Raw genomic sequence first — 21,087 nt, 5'->3', positions numbered from 1 at the left:
CAAACATAACAATGAAATAGAAAAGTGCTTTTTGTTAACACTTTTTATATTATAACACCTCTCTCTAACTTTTATATACACTGTAAACTTTTTTCGGTTAAAATTATCGTTTGTTTGATTACGCTGAGGGTAAAAACTAAAAAAGGTTTTTCGTTTGTTATTCTTTAAATAATACTCTATCTTTGCAAAATATATAAGTTTGGAAACAAGAGGATTAAAAAGATTTATTTTAATTATGATGAAACGATTCGTAAGATTCGCCTTTTCTTTGTTATTGTTGATGGGTGCGGCTTCGGCTTATGCACAGAGTATGAGCGATTCACAAGTGCTTGAATATGTGCAGAGCGCGTTACAACAGGGTACAAGCCAAAACGAAATCATGGTACAACTGTTAAGCCGCGGGGTGACTCAAGAGCAGGCATTGCGTGTAAAAGAAATGTATCAACAACAAATGGGAGGAACGACAACCGAAACAGGAACTGCTTCTTTGACATCGGTAAGCCGCAAACGCCAGTTGAACACGCAATATGGCAATCTTTCTTCATCAAACCTGTATTATGCCAATGCGTTCCGGGATTCGCTGAACACCGGAAATCCTGAAGACGAGGTGTTCGGACGCAACATATTTAATTCTTCTGCACTGACATTCGAACCGAACCTGAATCTTGCCACACCGGAAAATTACCGTCTCGGTCCGGGCGACGAAGTGGTTATTTACATTTGGGGTGCCAGCGAAAATACGATTCAGCAGGAAATTTCGCCGGACGGATACATCAATATCCCGAATCTGGGACTTATTTCTTTGGCTAACAAGAGTATGAAGGAGGCAGACGATTTGTTGAAACAGGAACTTCATAAAATTTATGCTGACTCTGCAAATAACATTAAAGTCACTTTGGGAAATATCCGCACCATTCAGGTTAATGTAATGGGTGAGGTATTATATCCGGGCACTTATACACTCTCTTCATTTTCAACCGTTTTTCATGCACTTTACAGTGCGGGCGGCGTAAGCAGCATCGGTAGTTTGCGTAACGTGAAGGTGGCGCGCGGAGGAAAAATCGTAAAAACGCTCGATGTGTATGAATATATCATGAAAGGGGATATCCAAGACAATATCTCGTTGCAGGAAGGCGATGTGATTATCGTTCCGCCTTACGATGCGTTGGTTAAGATTACCGGTAAAGTAAAACGTCCGATGCGTTATGAGATGAAGAAAAACGAGTCGGTGGCTACACTGCTTGCCTATGCGGGCGGATTCTCATCGGATGCCTATAAAAAGACGCTGCGTATTATCCGCCAAAACGGGAAAGAATATTCCGTAGAAATTGTTGATGAAAAAAATTATACGGCGTTTCAGATGCAAGACGGCGATGTGGTGATGGCAGATTCCATCCTTAACCGTTATACAAACAAGCTGGAAGTGAGAGGAGCGGTGTATCATCCGGGTGTTTACCAGTTGAGCGGTAATCTGAACACGGTACGCCAGTTGGTCGAAAAGGCCGACGGGTTGTTGGGCGAAGCGTTTACGGCGCGTGCCGTATTGTATCGCGAACGTGAAAACTTGACTCGCGAGGTACTTCCTGTTGATATTTCGGGCATATTGAACGGCACGGTTCCCGATATTGCCTTGCGTAAGAACGATATTCTCTACATTCCGAGTATCCACGATTTGAAGAATTGGGGGAAAGTTTCGATTTCAGGCGAAGTAAACGAGCCGGGCGAATATACCTATGCCGATAATATGACGTTGGAAGACTTGGTTATTACGGCGGGCGGCTTGAAAGAGTCGGCTTCTGTGGTACGTGTGGATATCGCTCGACGTATCCGCAACCCGAAAAGCACGACCGATTCAGAAATCACAGGCGAGAACTATTCTTTCGCGCTGAAAGACGGATTTGTGGTTGACGGAACGCCGGGATTTGTTCTTCAGCCTTACGACCAAGTAGTGGTTCGCCGTAGTCCGAGCTACAGTGCACAGTCTAACGTCACTGTAACCGGTGAGGTGTTATACGGTGGGCAATATAACCTGAATACGAAGAGTGAACGTTTGAGCAGCATTATCAAGCGTGCGGGAGGAGTGAACAAATTCGGTTACGTGCGTGGCGCGAAACTGACCCGTATAGCCAATGATGAAGAATTGAAACGGATGCAGGATGCTATCCAGATGATTCGTAGAGAGATTGGTACGTCTGCCGCGAACTCTATGGGGCTGACGGTCGACAGTACGTTTACGGTGGGCATTGATTTGGAGGCGGCATTGGCAAATCCGGGCGGAGATGCCGATATCGTATTGCGTGAAGGCGATGTAATCAATGTTCCCGAATATAATAATACGGTAAAAATCAGTGGTGCGGTAATGATGCCTAATACGGTTTCTTACTTACAGGGCAAGAAAGTGAGCTATTATCTGAGTCAGGCAGGCGGATATTCTTCGCAGGCAAAGAAGAGCAAGAAGTTTATTATTTACATGAACGGTCAGGTGGCAGAGTTGAAAGGCAGCGGCAAAAAACAGATTGAGCCGGGCTGTGAAATCGTTGTGCCGAACAAAACCCGTAAAGTCAATTTTGCAGGTATAATGTCGGGTGCCACTTCGTTTGCTTCGCTGGCTACGATGATTGCTTCGTTGGCAAATCTGATAAAATAGCAGGAATAAATAAGTTAGTCTTATATCTCAGTCCGATTTTGTTTGTCTGATAAATTACAATCAGACAAACAACTTTGTCTATTATAGTAATAAAACTTGTTGATTTGAAAACATTTTATTGGAAATAGAGTTTATTTTATAAAAGGTTGTTTCTGTCTCGAAAATAACCTGTACCTTTATCCGCTGATTTAAATAGCTAAATGGAGTGCTACTAATTTATAGTGTATGGAGAACCTTTATATTATTATCACAGCCTTTATTGTGGCCGTATTGTTGGGACGGATAATTATTCCTAACATCTTGATTATATCGTTGCGTAAGCGGTTGTTTGATGAACCGGATGCCCGTAAAATACACAAACGCCCCATTCCCCGGTTGGGCGGTGTCACTTTTTTCCCTGTTATTGTTTTTACGATGTGTACATTTACGGCAGTCCGTATTTTGGGCGGGCAGCCGTTGATGGAAATTTTAAATGTGAAAACTATCTATGAATTGTTGTTTCTCATTTCCGGATTGACATTGCTGTATATTGTAGGTATAGCCGATGACTTGGTGGGAGTGCGCTATCGCAAAAAATTCTTGGTGCAAATTCTTTCGGCGGCAGCGTTCCCTGTATCCGGACTTTACATAAATAGTTTTTACGGGTTATTTGGTATCCATGAGGTAATACCTTCTGTGGGGATTCCGCTTACGATACTGCTGGTAGTGTTTATTACGAATGCAATCAACCTGATCGACGGAATTGACGGCTTGGCTTCAGGGCTGAGCATGGTTGCGCTGGTAATATTCGGAGTGATTTTCGTTCATTACCAATATTGGGTATATGCGTTGCTTGCCTTTGCCTGTGTAGGTGTGATTATCCCGTTTTTCTCGTACAACGTATTTGGAAATGCCGACCGTGGGCGCAAAATCTTTATGGGCGATACAGGCAGTTTGACATTAGGCTACATATTGAGCTTTTTTGTCATCAAATATTGTATGTACGACCCGTATTCAGTCATACTTCAGTCCAGCGACAGCAGTCCGGTATTGGTGGCATTTAGCGTCTTGATGGTTCCGTGCCTCGACGTTGTGCGTGTCGTATTGCGTCGTGCCCGCAACGGGAAGCAGCTTTTCTTGCCCGATAAAACCCATATCCATCATAAGTTTCTCGCCATGGGATTTTCTCCCCGCAGGGCACTTGTAACCATTCAGTTGATGTCTGCTCTTTTTTGTGCATTTACCATCACTGCCATCCACTTTATGGATAATACATTGGTTTTTGTTATCGATGTCTTGGTATGGACAGGGCTAAATGTTTGGTTTGATAAAATAATCAACAAACGAGAAAAGAGATAGTCAAAAAAACTTCATCGTTTTATTAGGATTATTAAGATGAAACTTTTATTTTTGTCTTATTAAAATGAATCTAATTAAAAACGAACAAAGTCATGGAAAACGATGAATTGATTAAACTCTGTACAGAGAAAGCACAAAAGTGGTTGACTCCGGCTTATGATGCCGAAACACAAGCAGAAGTAAAGCGCATGTTGGAAAATTCGGACAAGACGGAATTAATTGATGCTTTTTATAAGGATTTGGAATTTGGTACGGGCGGTTTGCGTGGTATTATGGGTGCAGGTTCTAACCGCATGAATATCTATACCGTAGGTGCAGCTACTCAGGGATTGGCAAATTATCTGAATAAATGTTTTGCCGGAAAGTCCGATATCTCAGTCGTAGTAGGTCATGACTGCCGTAATAACAGCCGCAAGTTTGCCGAAATTTCAGCAAATATCTTCTCGGCTAACGGTATAAAAGTTTATTTGTTTGACGATATGCGTCCTACTCCGGAAATGTCTTTTGCTATTCGTCATTTGGGATGCCAGAGCGGTATTAACATTACAGCTTCTCATAACCCGAAAGAATATAACGGCTACAAGGCTTATTGGGACGACGGTGCGCAAGTGCTTGCACCGCACGATACCGGTATCATCGATGAAGTGAACAAGGTTACATCGGCTGATTTGATCAAATTCGAAGGAAACAAAGAATTGATTCATATCATCGGTAAGGAAATAGACGATGAATACCTGCGCCAAGTTCATACGATTTCAATTGATCCGGAAGTTATCAAACGCCAGAAAGATTTGAAGATTGTATATACTCCGATTCACGGAACAGGTATGATGCTGATTCCGCAGTCATTGAAGTTATGGGGATTTGAAAATGTACACTGCGTACCCGAACAGATGGTAAAGAGTGGCGATTTCCCCACGGTAGTATCTCCGAATCCCGAAAACGCCGAAGCCTTGTCAATGGCTATTGCTTTGGCTAAGAGCATTGACGCGGATATCGTAATGGCTTCCGACCCGGATGCTGACCGCGTGGGAATGGCATGTAAGGACAGTAAAGGCGAATGGGTATTGATTAACGGTAACCAGACTTGTCTTATCTTCTTGTATTACATTATCAAGAACCGCATTGCGATGGGTAAGATGAAAGGTAACGAGTTTATCGTTAAAACCATTGTGACTACCGAACTGATAAAAGCCATTGCTGATAAAAACCATATCGAAATGTACGACTGCTACACAGGCTTTAAATGGATTGCACGTCAGATTCGTCTGAACGAAGGTGTGAAGAAATACATCGGCGGTGGTGAAGAAAGTTATGGATTCTTGGCAGAAGACTTCGTTCGCGATAAAGATGCTGTATCTGCTTGCTCACTGTTGGCTGAAATCTGTGCATGGGCTAAAGATCAAGGTAAAACATTGTATGATGTCTTGATGGAAATCTACGTGGAATACGGATTCTCTAAAGAAGTAACCGTAAATGTAGTGAAACCCGGAAAGACCGGTGCAGACGAAATTAAAGCGATGATGGATAATTTCCGCTCATGTCCGCCGAAAGAATTAGGCGGTTCGGAAGTAGTTTTGGTAAAAGACTATAAATCGCTTAAAGCAACCGACAATAAGGGTAATGTTACCGCACTTGACATGCCGGAACCTTCAAATGTATTGCAGTTCTTCACGGCAGATGGAACGAAGGTGTCAGTACGTCCTTCAGGAACAGAGCCTAAGATTAAATTCTATATGGAAATCAAGGGCGAAATGCAATGCCCGAAATGCTATGTAGGAGCAAATGCTGACGCAACCGAAAAGATTGAAGCAGTGAAGAAATCATTGGGAATCTGATTGGAGAATTAGACTTTATAGTAGAGCCACAGATGTGCGGAGAGTCGTATGCTTCGCGTGTCTGTGGCTTTTTTTGTAAATGTTTCCGGACGTAAGTCCATAAAAATCCGTCAAAAAACGGTTACCCTTGAGGATAAGTCGCGGAAAATACTTATCTTTGCACCAAATTTTCGCGGAATATGAAAATTAAGGAAATTGTAAATGCCCTTGAGATATTCGCGCCTCTGCCTTTGCAAGACGGATTTGATAATGCCGGACTGCAAATAGGATTGACAGACGCGGAAGCTACAGGGGCTTTGTTGTGTCTGGACGTGACCGAAGCTGTGGTAGACGAGGCGATAACGCTGGGATATAACCTCATCGTATCTCATCATCCGTTGATATTTAAAGGATATAAATCCATAACGGGGCGTGACTACGTGGAACGTTGTATTATGAAAGCCATAAAGAATGATATTGTCATTTTTTCGATGCACACGAATTTAGACAATGCTCCGCAGGGAGTGAATTTCAAGATAGCCGAAAAGATTGGTTTGAGAAACGTAAGAATACTCGATGCCAAAGAGAGTAGCTTACTGAAACTGGTAACATTTGTTCCCGCCGCTCATGCTGATACGGTACGCCAAGCGCTGTTTGCTGCCGGATGCGGATGTATTGGAGATTATGATTCGTGTAGCTATAATCTGGAAGGCAAGGGAAGTTTCCGTGCCGGCGAAGGTACTCATCCTTACTGTGGCAAGGTGGGCGAGATGCATTGGGAGTCGGAAACACGTATCGAAACCATCCTTCCGGCATATCTTCAGTCGGCAGTGGTTCGGGCATTGATGGCGGCTCATCCCTACGAAGAACCTGTATATGACTTGTATCCATTGGCGAATAAGTGGAATCAGGCGGGAGCCGGAATTGTGGGAGAATTGGCAGAGCCTGAAACAGAAACCGATTTCCTGAAGCGCATAAAGAAGCTGTTCGAGGTGGGTTGTGTGAAACATTCTCGGCTGAACGGGCGATTGATACAGACCGTTGCACTTTGTGGCGGGGCAGGGGCTTTCCTGTTGCCAAAAGCAGTTGGTTGTCATGCCGATGTATTTATAACGGGCGAAGTAAAGTATCATGATTACTTCAGCTACGAAAATGACATACTGATAGCCGAAATCGGACATTACGAGAGCGAACAATATACAAAAGAAATATTTTATTCAATTCTGAGGGAGAAGTTTCCGACATTAGACGTGCAAATGACACGTGTCAATACAAATCCCATCAAATATTTGTGATTATTATGGCAAAAGAAGTAAAGAAAGATCCGAGCGAATTGAGCGTAGAAGAAAAGCTGAGAGCTTTGTACCAGTTGCAGACCATGTTGTCTGAAATCGACAAAATCAAGACTTTGCGAGGCGAACTGCCGCTTGAAGTGCAAGATTTGGAAGACGAAGTTACGGGCTTGAGCACACGTATCGAAAAAATCAAAACCGAAATTGAAGAGCTGAAAACCAACGTATCGAAGAAGAAAATCGAAATCGAAACAGCTAAAACTTCAATTGAAAAATACAAAGGACAGCAAGACAACGTGCGTAACAATCGTGAATACGACGTATTGACAAAAGAAATCGAATTCCAGACACTGGAAGTGGAACTTTGCGAAAAACGTATACGTGAATATACGGCTTCTATTCAGGCAAAAGAAGAAGAAATCGAAAAGAGTACGCAGGCGTTGGAAGAAAGAAAGAAGGACTTGGAAATTAAGAAGAACGAGTTAGACGAGATTGTAGCCGAAACCAAACAGGAAGAAGAAAAACTCAGAGAAAAGGCTAAATCGCTGGAAACTACCATTGAGCCGCGTCTGCTTCAAGCTTTCAAACGTATTCGTAAAAATTCACGTAACGGATTGGGTATTACTTATGTACAGCGTGATGCGTGCGGAGGTTGCTTTAACAAGATTCCGCCTCAGAAACAGTTGGATATCCGTATGCGTAAGAAAATCATTGTGTGCGAATATTGCGGACGTATCATGATTGACCCGGAACTGGCGGGTGTAGCTGTAGAAAAGCATTTGGATACAAAAATAAAATCAAGAGGTTGATACTTAATCGGAAAATTTAAACAGGCTCTTAGATTTTGCTCGGCCTCTTACATGATTTTGAGCGGACTCTCGCAGATTGACTTCCCTTGTTCGGCAGTCGGTCTGCGGGAGTTTTTTGTATCCGGCAGTCATAAATCGGCATACGTCGGGATGTCCGGTAAAAAATAATAAGTATTTTTTTCGTAATCGATACGGCAACAATAGTGATTGATTCCGTTCGTCACAATCAGGTAATCCACCCGTAGAATGATGTTATAGCGCGTAATTTGGTCGAATACAGCCTGTGTGATTTCTACCTGAGGGGCTTTATATTCCACAATCATCCTCGCAGTCAGGTCTCTGTTATATAAAACCGTGTCACATCGTTTCTTTGTTCCGTTTAAGTTTATCTGAATTTCGTTGGCAAGCAGTCCTTTCGGATAACCTTTCTGCTCTATAAGGAAATGGATGAAATGCTGCCTTACCCACTCTTCGGGAGTCAGGGCAACGTATTTCTTTCGCAGTTCGTCAAAAATAAAATTTTTACCTTCTTTTTTTGATAGCTTGTAAGGATAGGGTGGCAAGTTCAGCGTTGGCATTTCTCTGTATAATTGTTTCTTTCGTGCAAAAGTAATGGAAAAACTTGGGATATTCGGGCGAATCAGGAAAATAATCGCCCCCATGTATGACAGGCTCTAAATCTGTAAATACGATACAATCGTCTGTAAATCGGGTACAAGCTATTCATGGCTTCTTTCCTATTTTTGCATCAGATAAAAAGATAATTTAAACACTTTAATGTATGCAGACCAATAACAGTTATGACATGTACATTCCTACCCACGTATTGTTTGGTGCCGGAATGTTGAATCAGTTGAGCGAACAACCCATGCCGGGTAAAAAGGCATTAATTGTTATTTCGAATGGAAAATCTACCCGTGCCAATGGTTATTTGAGCCGTACCGAAGAGCAACTGCAAAAGGCGGGTATTGAAACCGTGGTGTTTGACGGCGTATCGCCTAATCCCATTGTGGGTAACGTAGATGCCGGAGCTGAAGCAGCACGTAAGGCTGATTGCGATTTCCTTGTTGCATTGGGAGGGGGCAGCGTAATGGACTGTGCCAAAGCCATTGCTGTGATGGCTACCAACGAAGGAGAACTGTGGGATTACGTGACTGTCGGTTCCGGAAAAGGACATCCCATCGCCGTAAAGCCATTGCCTATCGTAGCTATAACTACTACGGCCGGAACCGGTTCGGAAACAGACAATTCGGGAGTCATTACGAAAGAAGATACGTTTGAAAAAGCATTCGTGGGCGATGCTTCGCTGTTTCCTGTGCTTTCGGTAGTCGACCCTGAGCTGATGGCAAGTGTACCGCCTGCGTTTACCGCTTATCAAGGTTTCGATGCGTTGTTCCACAGCACGGAAGGTTATATTGCAAAAGGGGCGAATCTGATGAGCGACATGTATGCTCTTGAGGCGATTCGTAACATTGCCGAATATTTGCCGCGTGCGGTTAAAAACGGAAACGACATGGAAGCACGTACCCGCGTGGCTTTCGGAAACACGTTGTCGGGGGGCGTTATGTGTCTGACGCTTATCACCAGCGAACATGCGTTGGAACATGCTCTTTCAGCTTATCACCCTAATTTGCCTCACGGGGCGGGTCTGATAATGGTAAGCCGTGCTTATTACGAATTTTTTATAAAGAACCATGCTTGCGACGACCGTTTTGTGCGTATGGCTCAGGCTATGGGGATGGCAGATGCTACGAAGCCTGAAGATTTTCTTACGGCGCTGACTCGTTTGCAGGAGGCTTGTGGCGTTGCCGATTTGAAGATGTCTGATTACGGCATTGTTCCCGACGAGTTTGAAAAACTGATGAGAAACTCCCGCGAGGTTATGGGCGTAATGTTTACCAGCGACCGCGTGCAGATGTCGGACGAAGATATTGTGGAAGTGTATCGGAAATCTTATAAATGAGAGGCTTCCGTGGCAGGGCGGGACGTCTGAAATGTTGCCGCCGGCTTGCTCAGAAATGCGTGCTTATGTTTTAACCGGAACGTAAGCACGTTTTTTTTATGTGCATCAGAACCGGAAACGGATTTGGAGTTATGCGGTAGAAAATATATCTTTGTCTGAAAAGAGCAAAAACAAATGAAGACGAAAGAAGAAATTGTGGCAAACTGGTTGCCGCGATACACCAAACGGAAGCTGGAAGACTTCGGCGAATATATCCTGTTGACCAATTTTAATAAATATGTCGAGCTGTTTGCCGAGCGGTTCGGCGTCCCCGTGTTGGGGCGGGATGCCAACATGACTTCTGCCCATGCCGAGGGAATCACAATAATAAATTTCGGTATGGGTAGTCCCAATGCCGCCATCATCATGGACTTGCTGAGTGCTATTCGCCCCAAAGCCTGCCTGTTTCTGGGCAAATGCGGAGGCATCGACAAGAAAAACCATTTGGGCGATTTGATACTTCCGATTGCAGCCATCCGCGGTGAAGGAACTTCAAACGATTATTATCCTCCCGAAGTGCCTGCGCTTCCGGCGTTCATGCTTCAGCGTGCGGTTTCTTCTGCCATTCGTGACCATTCACGCGACTACTGGACGGGGACGATTTATACTACAAACCGACGTATATGGGAACATGACGAGGCTTTTAAGGCGTATCTGCTGAAAACACGGGCGATGGCGGTCGACATGGAAACTGCCACACTCTTCGTAACCGGCTTTGCCAATCACATTCCTACGGGAGCGCTCTTGTTGGTGTCTGACCAGCCGATGATTCCCGAAGGGATAAAAACCGAGCAAAGCGATTCGCTGGTAACGCAACAGTTCGTAAACGAGCATCTGGAAATCGGGGTCGATGCCTTGCGCATGATTATAGAAGAGAAACGAACGGTTAAACATTTGAAATTCGACTGGTAAATCGATGGCATTATGGCTAAAGAAGTAACATACGAAGAAATTGTCCGCAACCTGCGCAACAAAGTGTATGCGCCCGTGTATTTCCTCATGGGTGAGGAAGATTATTATATCGACCGCATATCCGATTATATCATCGATACCGTTCTGACCGATACCGAGAAAGAATTTAATCTTACCGTGTTATACGGTTCCGATACCGATATCGCCACGATTATCAATGCCGCGAAGCGTTATCCGATGATGTCGAAATATCAAGTGGTGGCGGTAAGAGAGGCACAGGCGCTCCGTAATCTGGATGAGCTGGTTTACTATTTACAGAAGCCGCTGGAATCGACTATTTTGGTGATGTGTTATAAACACGGTGCGTTAGACCGTCGGAAAAAACTGGTTGCCGAACTGGAGAAAGCCGGCGTTCTGTTTGAGTCGAAGAAACTGAAAGACGCTCAGCTTCCGGGATTTATCACCTCATACCTGAAGCGGAAGCAGGTGGAGATAGAGCCGAAAGCCTCGGAGATGATGGCAGAATTTGTAGGCACGGATTTAAACCGCATGGCGGGCGAGTTGGAAAAATTAGTGATAACACTTCCGGCAGGTCAGCGGCGGATTACTCCCGAACAGATTGAACGTAACATCGGCATCAGCAAGGATTATAATAATTTTGAGTTACGCAATGCGCTGATAGAGAAAGATGTGCTGAAGGCAAACCGCATCATTAAGTATTTTGAGGAAAACCCTAAAAACAATCCCTTGCAAGTCACACTTGCCGTGCTGTTCAATTTCTTTGCCAACCTGATGTTGGTGTATTATGCGCCCGACAAGTCGGACCGGGGAATAGCCGCTCACCTCGGGCTGCGTTCGCCGTGGCAGGCTAAAGATTACGAAAATGCCATGAAGCGGTATACGGGCGTAAAGGTGATGCAGATAGTGGGAGCAATCCGCCAGTGTGATGCCAAATCGAAAGGCGTGGGAAATTCCTCCGTGTCCGACGGCGAACTCCTCCGCGAACTGGTTTACTTCATTCTTCACTGATAATCAGTCTTTTCTGTTACTCTGTGTAAGGGCACATCCCGAATGAATAAAAAACCCTTTTTGAGTCTTCTTATGCCCCGGAAAACGCTACCGTTAGTGTTGGTCATTTCTAACGGTAGAGTTGCCCGGTTCTACCCGTAAAACCACCTCGTTCTATGGGTAGTGTTTTTCATCCTTCTCGCCCAGTCGGGTAAAGTCCGATAACTTTCATGCTACTATTGCTATCTTCTTTGGATTTTATGTGGTTATTCTAACGATTTTCCTTAATTTTGCAGTTTAAAAAGAATAAATCTATTTAGGAGAAAATGAGAAAGACATTTATATACGTATTGTGGGGAATCATTTTTTTGTGTATTGCGGCTGTAGCTATCGTGTTTACCGCCATCGCAAACGGAAAAATCGGCTATGTTCCTCCCGTTGAAGAACTGGAAAACCCCAACCTGAAGTTTGCCACGCAAGTTATCTCAGAAGACGGGCAGCTGCTCGGTACGTGGTCGCTTAGTAAAGAAAACCGCGTGTATGTAGGTTATGAAGACCTCTCGCCACACTTGGTTCACGCACTGGTGGCTACGGAAGATGTGCGTTTCAGCGAACATTCGGGCATTGATGCGCGTGCATTCATGCGTGCCGTTATCAAGCGCGGTATATTCATGCAGAAAAATGCAGGTGGGGGAAGTACCATAACCCAGCAGCTTGCCAAGCAGTTTTATTCGCCTACGGCAGACAACGTGATGGAGCGTTTGCTGCAAAAACCCATCGAGTGGGTGATTGCGGTAAAGCTGGAAAGATATTATACGAAAGAGGAAATCCTGACAATGTATCTGAATAAGTTTGATTTCCTGAATAATGCTGTAGGTATAAAAACAGCGGCGAAAACGTATTTCGGTAAAGAGCCGAAGACGTTGAAAATCGAAGAAGCCGCCACGCTGATAGGTATGTGTAAAAACCCGTCGCTGTATAATCCGCGCCGGTTTAACGAGCGTTCGCGCGGACGCCGCAACACGGTGCTCGACCAGATGCGGAAGGCGGGATTCCTGACACAGGCGGAATGTGACTCGTTGCAGGCTCTTCCGCTGGTGTTGAAGTTCCAGCCCGTTGACCATAAAGACGGTCTGGCGACTTACTTCCGCGAATACCTGCGCGGGGTAATGACGGCAAAGAAACCCGAAAAGAGCAACTACCGGGGATGGCAGATGCAGAAGTTTTACGAAGACTCGCTGGCATGGGAAACCAATCCGCTGTATGGCTGGTGTGCTAAAAACAAGAAGAAAGACGGAACGAATTATAATCTGTATGTAGACGGACTGAAGATTCATACCACGATAAACTCGCGTATGCAGCGTTATGCCGAAGAAGCGGTTTACGAACATGTGGCGAAATACCTCCAGCCGCGCTTCTTCAAAGAAAAACGCGGACGCAAAACTGCACCTTACACCAATCAGTTGACCGTAGAAGAGGTGCAACAGATTCTGAATCGCTCCATCCACCAGAGCGACCGTTACCGGACGATGAAAAATGCGGGCTGTTCGGAAGCCGAAATCATGAAGGCATTTAACACTAAATACGAAATGTCTGTGTTCTCATGGGAAGGCGAAAAAGATACGATCATGACTCCGCTCGACTCTATTAAGTATTATAAACATTTCTTGCGTGCCGGATTCATGTCGATGGACCCGCTGACGGGACATGTAAAGGCGTATGTGGGAGGTCCGAATTACAATTATTTCCAGTACGACATGGCGATGGTGGGACGCCGGCAGGTAGGTTCTACTATCAAGCCTTATGTTTATGCGCTGGCTATGGAGAACGGCTTCTCTCCCTGCGATGAGGTGCGCAACGTAGAACAGACCCTGTTTGATGAAAACGGACGGGCATGGTCTCCGCGTAACAGCTCGCGGTCGCATTACGGCGAAATAGTAACCTTGAAATGGGGATTGGCAAACTCAAACAACTGGATATCCGCTTACTTGATGAGCAAGCTCAGCCCGTATGATTTGGTTCGCCTGATTCATTCGTTCGGCATCTTGAATAAAGACGTTCAACCCACGGTATCGCTCTGCCTCGGCCCGTGCGAGATTTCGGTGGGCGAAATGGTAAGTGCTTATACGGCATTTGTAAACAAGGGCATCCGTACTGCTCCGCTGTTTGTTACCAGTATCGAAGATAACGAGGGCAATGTGATAGCCGAATTTACTCCGCAGGTAAACGAAGTAATCAGCGAATCGACCGCCTATAAGATGCTGGTTATGTTACGTGCGGTTATCAATGAAGGTACGGGTGGACGTGTGCGTCGTCTGTACGGTATCAAAGCCGACATGGGTGGTAAAACGGGTACTACCAACCGGAATTCCGACGGTTGGTTCATGGGATTTACTCCCTCGCTGGTATCCGGCTGTTGGGTAGGAGGCGAAGAACGCGACATCCATTTCGACACCATGCGCGACGGACAGGGAGCATCAATGGCGCTTCCCGTATGGTCACTGTACATGCAGAAAGTATTTGCCGACAAGACATTGGGTTATTCGGAAGATGAGACATTCGACATCCCCGAAGATTTTGATCCGTGTAAAGACCGGTTGACAGAGATAGAAGAAGAAAATACCAGCCGGTTAGACGACTTGTTTTTCCAATAACTTTCAGATAGGGTAAAAAAATCCCCATCATCCGTCCGGGTGATGGGGATTTTTTGTTATCGCTTATTCAAAACTGCCGTAACGTGTAGGAAGAAGTTTACGGTCTCCCAGCGTATTGTCTACGCGCGCAACGTTTATCCAGAATTTGTTTTCGCGTACGCTTTCCATCGGATAAACCGCTTTTTCGCGGCTGTACATGTGTTGCCACTGATTGCCCACAGCCTCATATTCCGGATGCGGTGCATTTACCAAAACGTTGTCTTCTTTCGAAGCATCTCCGTTTTTGATTTCTTCTATTTCGTTCCAGATGCAAAGCATGGCATCCACGAAGTTATCCAACTCTGCAAGGCTCTCGCTCTCGGTAGGTTCAATCATCAGTGTGCCGTGAACCGGGAAAGACAGCGTAGGAGCATGGTAACCATAGTCCATGAGTCGTTTGGCAATATCGTTTTCGGTGATACCGCTTTCTTCGTGTATCTTCCGGCACTCCAAAATCATCTCATGACCCACAAATCCGTTCGTCCCTCGGTAAACAATTCCATACGTATCTTTCAGGCGAGCCGCCAGATAGTTGGCATTCAGGATGGCAGTCTTCGTAGCCTTTTCAAGCCCTTCGGTTCCCATCATGCAGATATAGCCGTAAGTAATAGGCAGGATACCCGCACTTCCGTAAGGAGCAGCAGCCACCTCGTTTTGCGGATTACCCATGGCTGCATGTCCCGGAAGGAACGGAATCAGATGTTGAGCCACGCAAACCGGACCTACACCCGGACCGCCTCCTCCGTGAGGGCTGGCAAAAGTCTTATGCAGATTCAGGTGACACACATCGGCCCCGATAGTTCCCGGATTGGTCAGTCCCACTTGCGCGTTCATATTCGCACCGTCCATGTAAACCTGTGCGCCGCAAGCATGAATGATTTCACAAATCTTCTTAATGTCTGCTTCAAATATACCGTGTGTTGAAGGATACGTAATCATCAGCGCAGCCAGTTCGTTCTTATGAGCTTCCGCTTTCGCACGCAAATCTTCCACATCCACGTTACCATGCTCGTCGCAAGCACAAGTCAGCGTTTCATATCCCGCTTGTACGGCTGATGCCGGGTTTGTTCCGTGTGCCGATGCCGGAATCAGAATCAGGTGTCGGTGTCCTTCGCCGATGCTCTCCAAATAACTCCGGATGATGCGTAGTCCCGTATATTCGCCTGCTGCACCCGAATTAGGCTGAAGCGTTACGCCGGCAAATCCCGTAATGGCCTTCAGTTGTTCGCTCAAGTTGCTGATCAATGTCTGATAACCCTGCGCTTGGTCTTCCGGAACGAGCGGGTGGATATTCATCCAACCGGCGTTGCTCAGCGGAATCATCTCAGAAGCTGCATTCAGTTTCATCGTACATGAACCCAATGAAATCATGGAGTGAGCGAGAGAAATATCTTTCCGTTCCAATCGCTTGATGTAACGCATCATTTCGGTTTCGGTATGATACTTACAGAATACTTCGTGTGTCAGGTAACCGGAGGTTCTTTGCAAGTCGCGAGGCAGGGCGGCAGTCTCCGGAATCTCGTTGATTTCATGAACCGGCTTTTCTGCTGCAATGCTGAATATCGCTATCAGCAGATTAACGTCTGCAAGGGTTGTTGTCTCGTCGACGCTTACACCTACATCGCCGTTATCGAAATAGCGGAGATTAACTTCCTTACTCAAAGCTATCGTGCGGAGCTTCTCTGTTGAAACTTGGGCAGGCAGTTGCAGGCGGAGCGTATCAAAGAAACATTTGTTGAGCTGCTTATATCCTAAGTGAGCCAGTTGCTTGTTGAGCGTCACCGCTGTAAAGTGGATGTGTTCGGCAATGCTGCGGATACCTTCCGCCCCATGATATACGGCATAAAATCCGCTCATGGTAGCCAGTAATGCCTGAGCAGTACAGATGTTGGAAGTAGCCTTTTCGCGTTTGATATGTTGCTCGCGCGTCTGTAAAGCCATTCGGTAACAAATATGTCCGTATTTATCTTTCGACAATCCGATGATACGCCCCGGCATGTTGCGTTTGTACTCATCGCGTGTAGCGAAATAAGCAGCCGACGGTCCGCCGTAGAACATCGGAATACCCAGACGCTGAGTGCTTCCGAATACGATATCAGCTCCCCATTCACCCGGAGGCATCAGCAAGGCGAGTGCCAAGATATCGGCATCTACAGCAACTTTGCATCCTGCTTCGTGAGCGCGGGATGTAAATTCACGGTAATCTTCTACGCTTCCGCTGTTGTTTGGATATTGAATGATACATCCGAAGATATCCGGCGTAAACTTCAAATTCTTATAGCTGCCTGTCTTTATTTGCATACCCTGCGGGATGGCGCGCGTATGTATCACAGCCAACACCTGTGGGAAGATTTCCTCATCTACAAATAAAGTGGTGGCTCCCGCTTTTTGTTGTGCACGGCTCCGCAGACCGAACATCATTGTTGCAGCCTCGGCAGCCGCCGTTGCTTCATCCAGCAAAGAGCAGTTCGCCAAAGGCATGGCAGTTAAGTCGCTGACCACGGTCTGGAAATTCAGTAAGGCTTCCAAGCGTCCCTGTGAGATTTCAGTCTGGTAAGGAGTATACGACGTATACCATACGGGATTCTCGAATACGTTGCGCTGAATCACTGCCGGTGTAACCGTGTCATACCATCCTGTCCCGATATAAGATTTATATAATTTATTCATTGCCGCCAATGAAGCAATGTGCATGGAAAACTCTCGTTCGCTCATGGCAGGAGCCAGAGGTAGGGGAGTTTTCAAGCGGATTTGTGAGGGAATGGTACGGTCTATCAGTTCATCCAGTGTTTTCATTCCTATCTTTTCCAGCATAGCTGGCAAGTCTTTGTCGGATATGCCGACATGCCTATCTGCAAATGTTCTTGTTTTCATGATTGTTTTAAGGTTGATATTATATAATTACATTGTTTCTTATCTGAAAAAAGGATTATCCATTTTTTCATTGCCGATGGTGGTCGAATCGCCATGTCCCGGGTAAACCACAGTTTCATCGGGGAGGACGAAAAGACGCTCGATGATACTGCGGCGCAGTTGGTTGAAATCACCTCCTTCAAGGTCGGCACGTCCGATGCTTCCTTGAAAAAGGACATCCCCGCTAAACAGGCACGCCGATTCTTTACAATAAAAAGCAATGCCTCCCGGCGAGTGTCCCGGAACGTGAATAGCCTTCAGCTGCACGTTCCCGAAACGAAGCGTATCATTGTCATTGATGTATCCGCCTAACGGAGCCGGAGTTTCATTCAGCTCGAAACCAAACATGCGGCAATGTTCTGCCGTATGTGGCAATAAGAATTCATCGTCTTTACATGCCTGTGGTTGAACACCGAATTCGCGCACGATGAAAGCATTGCCGAATATATGGTCAAGATGCAGATGAGTATTTAGCAGCAGTTTGAGAGTCAACTTATTATCTTGTATGTATTTTTTCAACACTTGTTGTTCGTCTGCATAATAACATCCGGCGTCAATAATGGCAGCTTCTCCGGTTTCGTCCGAAAGGACGTAACAATTTACCGGAAACATGTTAAATTCAAATCGTTTGATTTTCATATCTTTCAACTATCCGTTAATGGTTACGTAAACTACTTTCTTCGTATCAAAATATTCTTCTTGGAAATCATTCTTCAGTTCATGCAGCATCGATTTATGTTTTACCGGAAGAATTTCGTGGCTCAGTTCGCCACCTTTTAGGCATATCAGTCCGTTAGGCAATGCGTTCTGTTGCTCTTTTTTGATGTTCTTTCGGATTATTTTTATTAAATCTGCCAACGGCATTACCGCACGGCTTACTACGAAATCGAATTTCCGAGTTTCTTCCTCAGCCCTGCAATGCCGTGTCGTTACATTTTCTAATCCGATGGCTTGCGCCACTTCGGTGGCAACTTTCACTTTCTTGCCGATGCTATCAACCAAATGAAACTGTACATCAGGGAAAAGGATGGCGAGGGGAATGCCCGGAAAACCGCCTCCCGTACCCAAGTCCATCACTTCCGTACCGGGACGGAAATTGATGACTTTGGCTATGCCCAATGAGTGGAGCACATGATGTTCGTACAGGTTTGTAATATCTTTGCGCGAAATCACGTTGATTTTGCTGTTCCAGTCGGTATATAAATCGTATAAAGCAGCAAACTGCTCTTTCTGTCTCTCGGTTAATTGGGGGAAATATTTCAGAATAATCTCCATTGTCTGTATTGATGTTGTTTTGAATATATTGTTATAATTTTAAGTAAGTCTCTATTTCTGCATAAGGGACGGTCAACTGAAAATCGCCCATTGAGTACGGAGCTATGTCGTAGCGGTTATATAAAAAGGTTATGCCTTCTTCTTTCAACAGGAAATTGTCGGGGATATATAAGTCTGTGTCCAATAATACGCCTGCCGACTGTAAACCTTCCATACTGCTGATGGTATCTGTTTCCAGCCGCTTGTTTGCTTCCTGTATCAGTTGTTTTAATATGAGGTTGCAAATGTCTTTATCCGTTCCCGGCAGGAAGATGTCTTCTTTGGTCAATGCCTTTCCGTTTGACGCATTGATGTTTACCCATTTGCCCCATGTGTTCGGATGAGCTCCTCCGGTATTTTGAAATGTTGATACCGTATAGTTCCAAAACTGGTTATTCTTTCCCTTAGCCAATTCGCTCGTGATGTCGAACTCATAGTTATACCATTGCGGAATATCTTTGGCATCCACTCCGTTTTTGATGTCGGCTTGATAGTATTTTTCAACATCGTTTTTGTATTTCGAAATATAAGTATGCATTACAGAGTCGACAAAGATTTCCGGCGACAGGAGGCTGAGCTGTTCATTGAAGAATATGCTTTGCAAGGTCTGATTCACGCTTTGCGAAATCGAATCCTTGTCTGAACATTTCAAATACATGAAATCAAGGTGTATTTTACAATTCGGAGAGCTTTCTACGGCTGTGTTAAGGCTGACGGTGGTGTCGGCTTGCAGACTTGCTATACTTGCTTCTTCAACAACTTGATTCTTTTCTATACATCCCGGTGACAAAAAGCACACGAACGGACTTAAGATAATTGCGGTGAGTAAAAGTTTATTCGTTTTCATTATTTAATTGTTTTTATGAGGGAGTTCATTGGGAACTCCTGTCAGACAAATGTAGAAAAACTTCCCGGATTTTCATATCTTTGTCCGAAGAATCTTTAAGCTAAAAAACATTATGAAAACTGAAAATTGGGGACTTATTTCTTATGCGGAAGCGTGGAAACGGCAGACCGAATGCTTCGAAGCACTGGTTGCAGCCAAACAAAACGGTATGCCGTATGAAAATAGATTGATTTTTTGTCAGCATCCTCACGTATATACATTGGGCAAACACGGGAAAGAGGCCAATCTTCTGCTCGACGTTTCCCGCTTGCAGCAGGTTGGGGCGGAGCTGTTCCGCATAGACCGGGGAGGAGATATTACCTATCACGGGCCGGGACAAATCGTTTGTTATCCGATATTGAATTTGGAAGATTTCCATTTGGGACTGAAAGAATATATATCCTTGCTGGAAGAAGCAGTGATTCGTGTTTGTGATTCATACGGAATCAAGGCAGAGCGGGTGGCAGGTGCTACGGGAGTATGGATAGATAAGGGAATGCCTGGCGAACGCAAGATATGTGCGATGGGGGTGCGTTGCAGCCATTTTGTTACCATGCACGGCTTGGCATTGAACGTCAGCACGGATTTGCGCTATTTCAGTTATATTCATCCCTGCGGTTTTGTCGACAAGGGGGTTACGTCAATTGAGCGCGAGACAGGGCGTGACGTTCCGTTTGAAGAGGCAAGAAAGAGATTGGAGATAATGCTGACAGAACTGTTATCGGGCAGGATAAAGTGAAAATAACAGCTGATATCCATAATTAGGTTCATAATATCTGTAATATATTTAATAGAAAGAATCTGTTTTTTCCGAAATTTGCAGCGTAAAAACAAAACTTAACCTATTATGACGTTAAAGGAATATTTGAAACATGTGGCAGAGCGGAAACCTCTGAATACAGAAGAAATTTACCAGTTCATGAATCAGATGAGCGATGAGGCTCGCCGTATAACTTTTGAGTTGAACGGAGCGTATCATACCCCCGATGAAGTGCGCGAATTGATGTCCCGCTTGTTTGGCAAACCTGTAGATCCTACTTTCCGTGTGTTCCCTCCCTTTTACACCGATTTCGGGAAAAACATAACCGTAGGAAAGAACGTATTTATCAATGCCTGCTGTCATTTTCAAGATCAAGGAGGCGTAACGTTGGGCGATGATTGTTTAATCGGACACAATGTGGTGTTTGCCACGTTGAATCATGGCATTGCTCCCGAAAAACGGACATCCATGAATCATGCTCCCATTGTGCTGGGGAAGAATGTGTGGGTTGGCTCTAATTCCACCATTTTGCAGGGCGTGACCGTAGGCGACAATGCCATTATTGCAGCAGGGTCGGTGGTGAACAGGGATGTACCGGCAAATACCATCGTGGGAGGCGTGCCGGCAAAGCATATCCGCCATATTGAGTAAGATGGTAAACCATTAAATGACAAGAGGCAGAACTTCAACGCCGGA

At 45.1% G+C, this 21,087-nt stretch carries 16 protein-coding genes; 11 read left to right on the top strand and 5 right to left on the bottom strand.

From position 1 onward, the window contains the following. The first annotated feature begins 235 nt into the window (after positions 1 to 235). The 5 genes from H9626_RS03145 to H9626_RS03125 all read left to right on the top strand — a co-directional run bounded on the left by H9626_RS03145 (position 236) and on the right by H9626_RS03125 (position 7,903). Entirely contained in the window at positions 236 to 2,647 is a 2,412-nt protein-coding gene (locus H9626_RS03145; RefSeq protein WP_438616928.1) for an SLBB domain-containing protein, read from the top strand. Positions 2,648 to 2,872: 225 nt separating this feature from the next. Continuing rightward, on the top strand, positions 2,873 to 3,985 hold the full coding sequence (locus H9626_RS03140; RefSeq protein ID WP_191709544.1) for an MraY family glycosyltransferase: 1,113 nt from the start codon (positions 2,873 to 2,875) through the stop codon (positions 3,983 to 3,985). 92 nt (positions 3,986 to 4,077) lie between these two features. Then, positions 4,078 to 5,823 (top strand): phospho-sugar mutase, encoded by a 1,746-nt coding sequence (locus H9626_RS03135; protein ID WP_191709543.1) that lies wholly within the window; start codon positions 4,078 to 4,080, stop codon positions 5,821 to 5,823. Between the two features lie 179 nt (positions 5,824 to 6,002). Then, complete coding sequence (locus H9626_RS03130) at positions 6,003 to 7,097, top strand: Nif3-like dinuclear metal center hexameric protein (protein ID WP_191709542.1); 1,095 nt, start codon at positions 6,003 to 6,005, stop codon at positions 7,095 to 7,097. Between the two features lie 5 nt (positions 7,098 to 7,102). After that, on the top strand, positions 7,103 to 7,903 hold the full coding sequence (locus tag H9626_RS03125) for a zinc ribbon domain-containing protein (RefSeq protein ID WP_191709541.1): 801 nt from the start codon (positions 7,103 to 7,105) through the stop codon (positions 7,901 to 7,903). A 128-nt stretch (positions 7,904 to 8,031) separates the two neighbouring features. On the opposite strand, the gene H9626_RS03120 is transcribed toward H9626_RS03125, so the two are convergent. Continuing rightward, positions 8,032 to 8,481 carry a type I restriction enzyme HsdR N-terminal domain-containing protein gene (locus H9626_RS03120; protein ID WP_191709856.1) on the bottom strand — a complete coding sequence of 150 codons (450 nt, stop codon included), beginning with the start codon at positions 8,479 to 8,481 and terminating at the stop codon, positions 8,032 to 8,034. Between the two features lie 203 nt (positions 8,482 to 8,684). Between H9626_RS03120 and H9626_RS03115 the strand changes: the two genes are divergently transcribed. The 4 genes from H9626_RS03115 to H9626_RS03100 all read left to right on the top strand — a co-directional run bounded on the left by H9626_RS03115 (position 8,685) and on the right by H9626_RS03100 (position 14,479). Continuing rightward, positions 8,685 to 9,866, top strand: coding sequence for an iron-containing alcohol dehydrogenase (locus H9626_RS03115; protein WP_191709540.1), 1,182 nt, complete (start codon positions 8,685 to 8,687; stop codon positions 9,864 to 9,866). Between the two features lie 174 nt (positions 9,867 to 10,040). Next, positions 10,041 to 10,817 carry an AMP nucleosidase gene (locus tag H9626_RS03110; RefSeq protein ID WP_178257541.1) on the top strand — a complete coding sequence of 259 codons (777 nt, stop codon included), beginning with the start codon at positions 10,041 to 10,043 and terminating at the stop codon, positions 10,815 to 10,817. A 12-nt stretch (positions 10,818 to 10,829) separates the two neighbouring features. Next, entirely contained in the window at positions 10,830 to 11,846 is a 1,017-nt protein-coding gene (gene holA / locus H9626_RS03105; protein ID WP_191709539.1) for a DNA polymerase III subunit delta, read from the top strand. 305 nt (positions 11,847 to 12,151) lie between these two features. Then, positions 12,152 to 14,479 carry a transglycosylase domain-containing protein gene (locus H9626_RS03100; RefSeq protein WP_178257543.1) on the top strand — a complete coding sequence of 776 codons (2,328 nt, stop codon included), beginning with the start codon at positions 12,152 to 12,154 and terminating at the stop codon, positions 14,477 to 14,479. Positions 14,480 to 14,542: 63 nt separating this feature from the next. Here H9626_RS03100 and gcvP read toward each other — a convergent pair whose 3' ends face one another. From gcvP to H9626_RS03080, 4 genes are read right to left on the bottom strand one after another with little or no spacing between them, the layout of a single operon-like run. Continuing rightward, the gene (gene gcvP / locus H9626_RS03095; RefSeq protein WP_191709538.1) at positions 14,543 to 17,392 is read right to left on the bottom strand and encodes an aminomethyl-transferring glycine dehydrogenase; all 2,850 of its coding nucleotides are present in this window, start codon (positions 17,390 to 17,392) and stop codon (positions 14,543 to 14,545) included. Positions 17,393 to 17,431: 39 nt separating this feature from the next. Further along, a complete protein-coding gene (locus tag H9626_RS03090) occupies positions 17,432 to 18,070 on the bottom strand; it encodes an MBL fold metallo-hydrolase (RefSeq protein ID WP_178257545.1) in 639 nt (212 codons plus the stop codon). A gap of 9 nt (positions 18,071 to 18,079) precedes the next feature. Then, a complete protein-coding gene (gene rsmG / locus H9626_RS03085; RefSeq protein ID WP_178257546.1) occupies positions 18,080 to 18,706 on the bottom strand; it encodes a 16S rRNA (guanine(527)-N(7))-methyltransferase RsmG in 627 nt (208 codons plus the stop codon). A 31-nt stretch (positions 18,707 to 18,737) separates the two neighbouring features. Next, positions 18,738 to 19,592: an RsiV family protein gene (locus tag H9626_RS03080; protein ID WP_191709537.1), complete on the bottom strand. Its 855-nt coding sequence runs from the start codon at positions 19,590 to 19,592 to the stop codon at positions 18,738 to 18,740. 112 nt (positions 19,593 to 19,704) lie between these two features. Between H9626_RS03080 and lipB the strand changes: the two genes are divergently transcribed. Both lipB and H9626_RS03070 read left to right on the top strand, forming a co-directional pair. After that, on the top strand, positions 19,705 to 20,370 hold the full coding sequence (lipB, locus tag H9626_RS03075) for a lipoyl(octanoyl) transferase LipB (protein ID WP_191709536.1): 666 nt from the start codon (positions 19,705 to 19,707) through the stop codon (positions 20,368 to 20,370). Between the two features lie 108 nt (positions 20,371 to 20,478). Continuing rightward, positions 20,479 to 21,042, top strand: a complete 564-nt coding sequence (locus H9626_RS03070) for a DapH/DapD/GlmU-related protein (protein ID WP_191709535.1) — start codon at positions 20,479 to 20,481, stop codon at positions 21,040 to 21,042. Positions 21,043 to 21,087: the final 45 nt, after the last annotated feature.

Source organism: Phocaeicola faecium (assembly GCF_014837055.1).
Classification (GTDB): Bacteria; Bacteroidota; Bacteroidia; order Bacteroidales; family Bacteroidaceae; genus Phocaeicola; species Phocaeicola gallinarum.
This window is presented reverse-complemented; position numbering and strand designations above follow the sequence as displayed.

What these genes read in the sequence shown, in the direction of transcription:
- H9626_RS03145 (WP_438616928.1), top strand. Translation starts at nt 236, where the DNA reads ATGATGAAACGATTCGTAAGATTCGCCTTTTCTTTGTTATTGTTGATG.
- H9626_RS03140 (WP_191709544.1), top strand. Translation starts at nt 2,873, where the DNA reads ATGGAGAACCTTTATATTATTATCACAGCCTTTATTGTGGCCGTATTG.
- H9626_RS03135 (WP_191709543.1), top strand. Translation starts at nt 4,078, where the DNA reads ATGGAAAACGATGAATTGATTAAACTCTGTACAGAGAAAGCACAAAAG.
- H9626_RS03130 (WP_191709542.1), top strand. Translation starts at nt 6,003, where the DNA reads ATGAAAATTAAGGAAATTGTAAATGCCCTTGAGATATTCGCGCCTCTG.
- H9626_RS03125 (WP_191709541.1), top strand. Translation starts at nt 7,103, where the DNA reads ATGGCAAAAGAAGTAAAGAAAGATCCGAGCGAATTGAGCGTAGAAGAA.
- H9626_RS03120 (WP_191709856.1), bottom strand. Translation starts at nt 8,481, where the DNA reads ATGCCAACGCTGAACTTGCCACCCTATCCTTACAAGCTATCAAAAAAA.
- H9626_RS03115 (WP_191709540.1), top strand. Translation starts at nt 8,685, where the DNA reads ATGCAGACCAATAACAGTTATGACATGTACATTCCTACCCACGTATTG.
- H9626_RS03110 (WP_178257541.1), top strand. Translation starts at nt 10,041, where the DNA reads ATGAAGACGAAAGAAGAAATTGTGGCAAACTGGTTGCCGCGATACACC.
- holA (WP_191709539.1), top strand. Translation starts at nt 10,830, where the DNA reads ATGGCTAAAGAAGTAACATACGAAGAAATTGTCCGCAACCTGCGCAAC.
- H9626_RS03100 (WP_178257543.1), top strand. Translation starts at nt 12,152, where the DNA reads ATGAGAAAGACATTTATATACGTATTGTGGGGAATCATTTTTTTGTGT.
- gcvP (WP_191709538.1), bottom strand. Translation starts at nt 17,392, where the DNA reads ATGAAAACAAGAACATTTGCAGATAGGCATGTCGGCATATCCGACAAA.
- H9626_RS03090 (WP_178257545.1), bottom strand. Translation starts at nt 18,070, where the DNA reads ATGAAAATCAAACGATTTGAATTTAACATGTTTCCGGTAAATTGTTAC.
- rsmG (WP_178257546.1), bottom strand. Translation starts at nt 18,706, where the DNA reads ATGGAGATTATTCTGAAATATTTCCCCCAATTAACCGAGAGACAGAAA.
- H9626_RS03080 (WP_191709537.1), bottom strand. Translation starts at nt 19,592, where the DNA reads ATGAAAACGAATAAACTTTTACTCACCGCAATTATCTTAAGTCCGTTC.
- lipB (WP_191709536.1), top strand. Translation starts at nt 19,705, where the DNA reads ATGAAAACTGAAAATTGGGGACTTATTTCTTATGCGGAAGCGTGGAAA.
- H9626_RS03070 (WP_191709535.1), top strand. Translation starts at nt 20,479, where the DNA reads ATGACGTTAAAGGAATATTTGAAACATGTGGCAGAGCGGAAACCTCTG.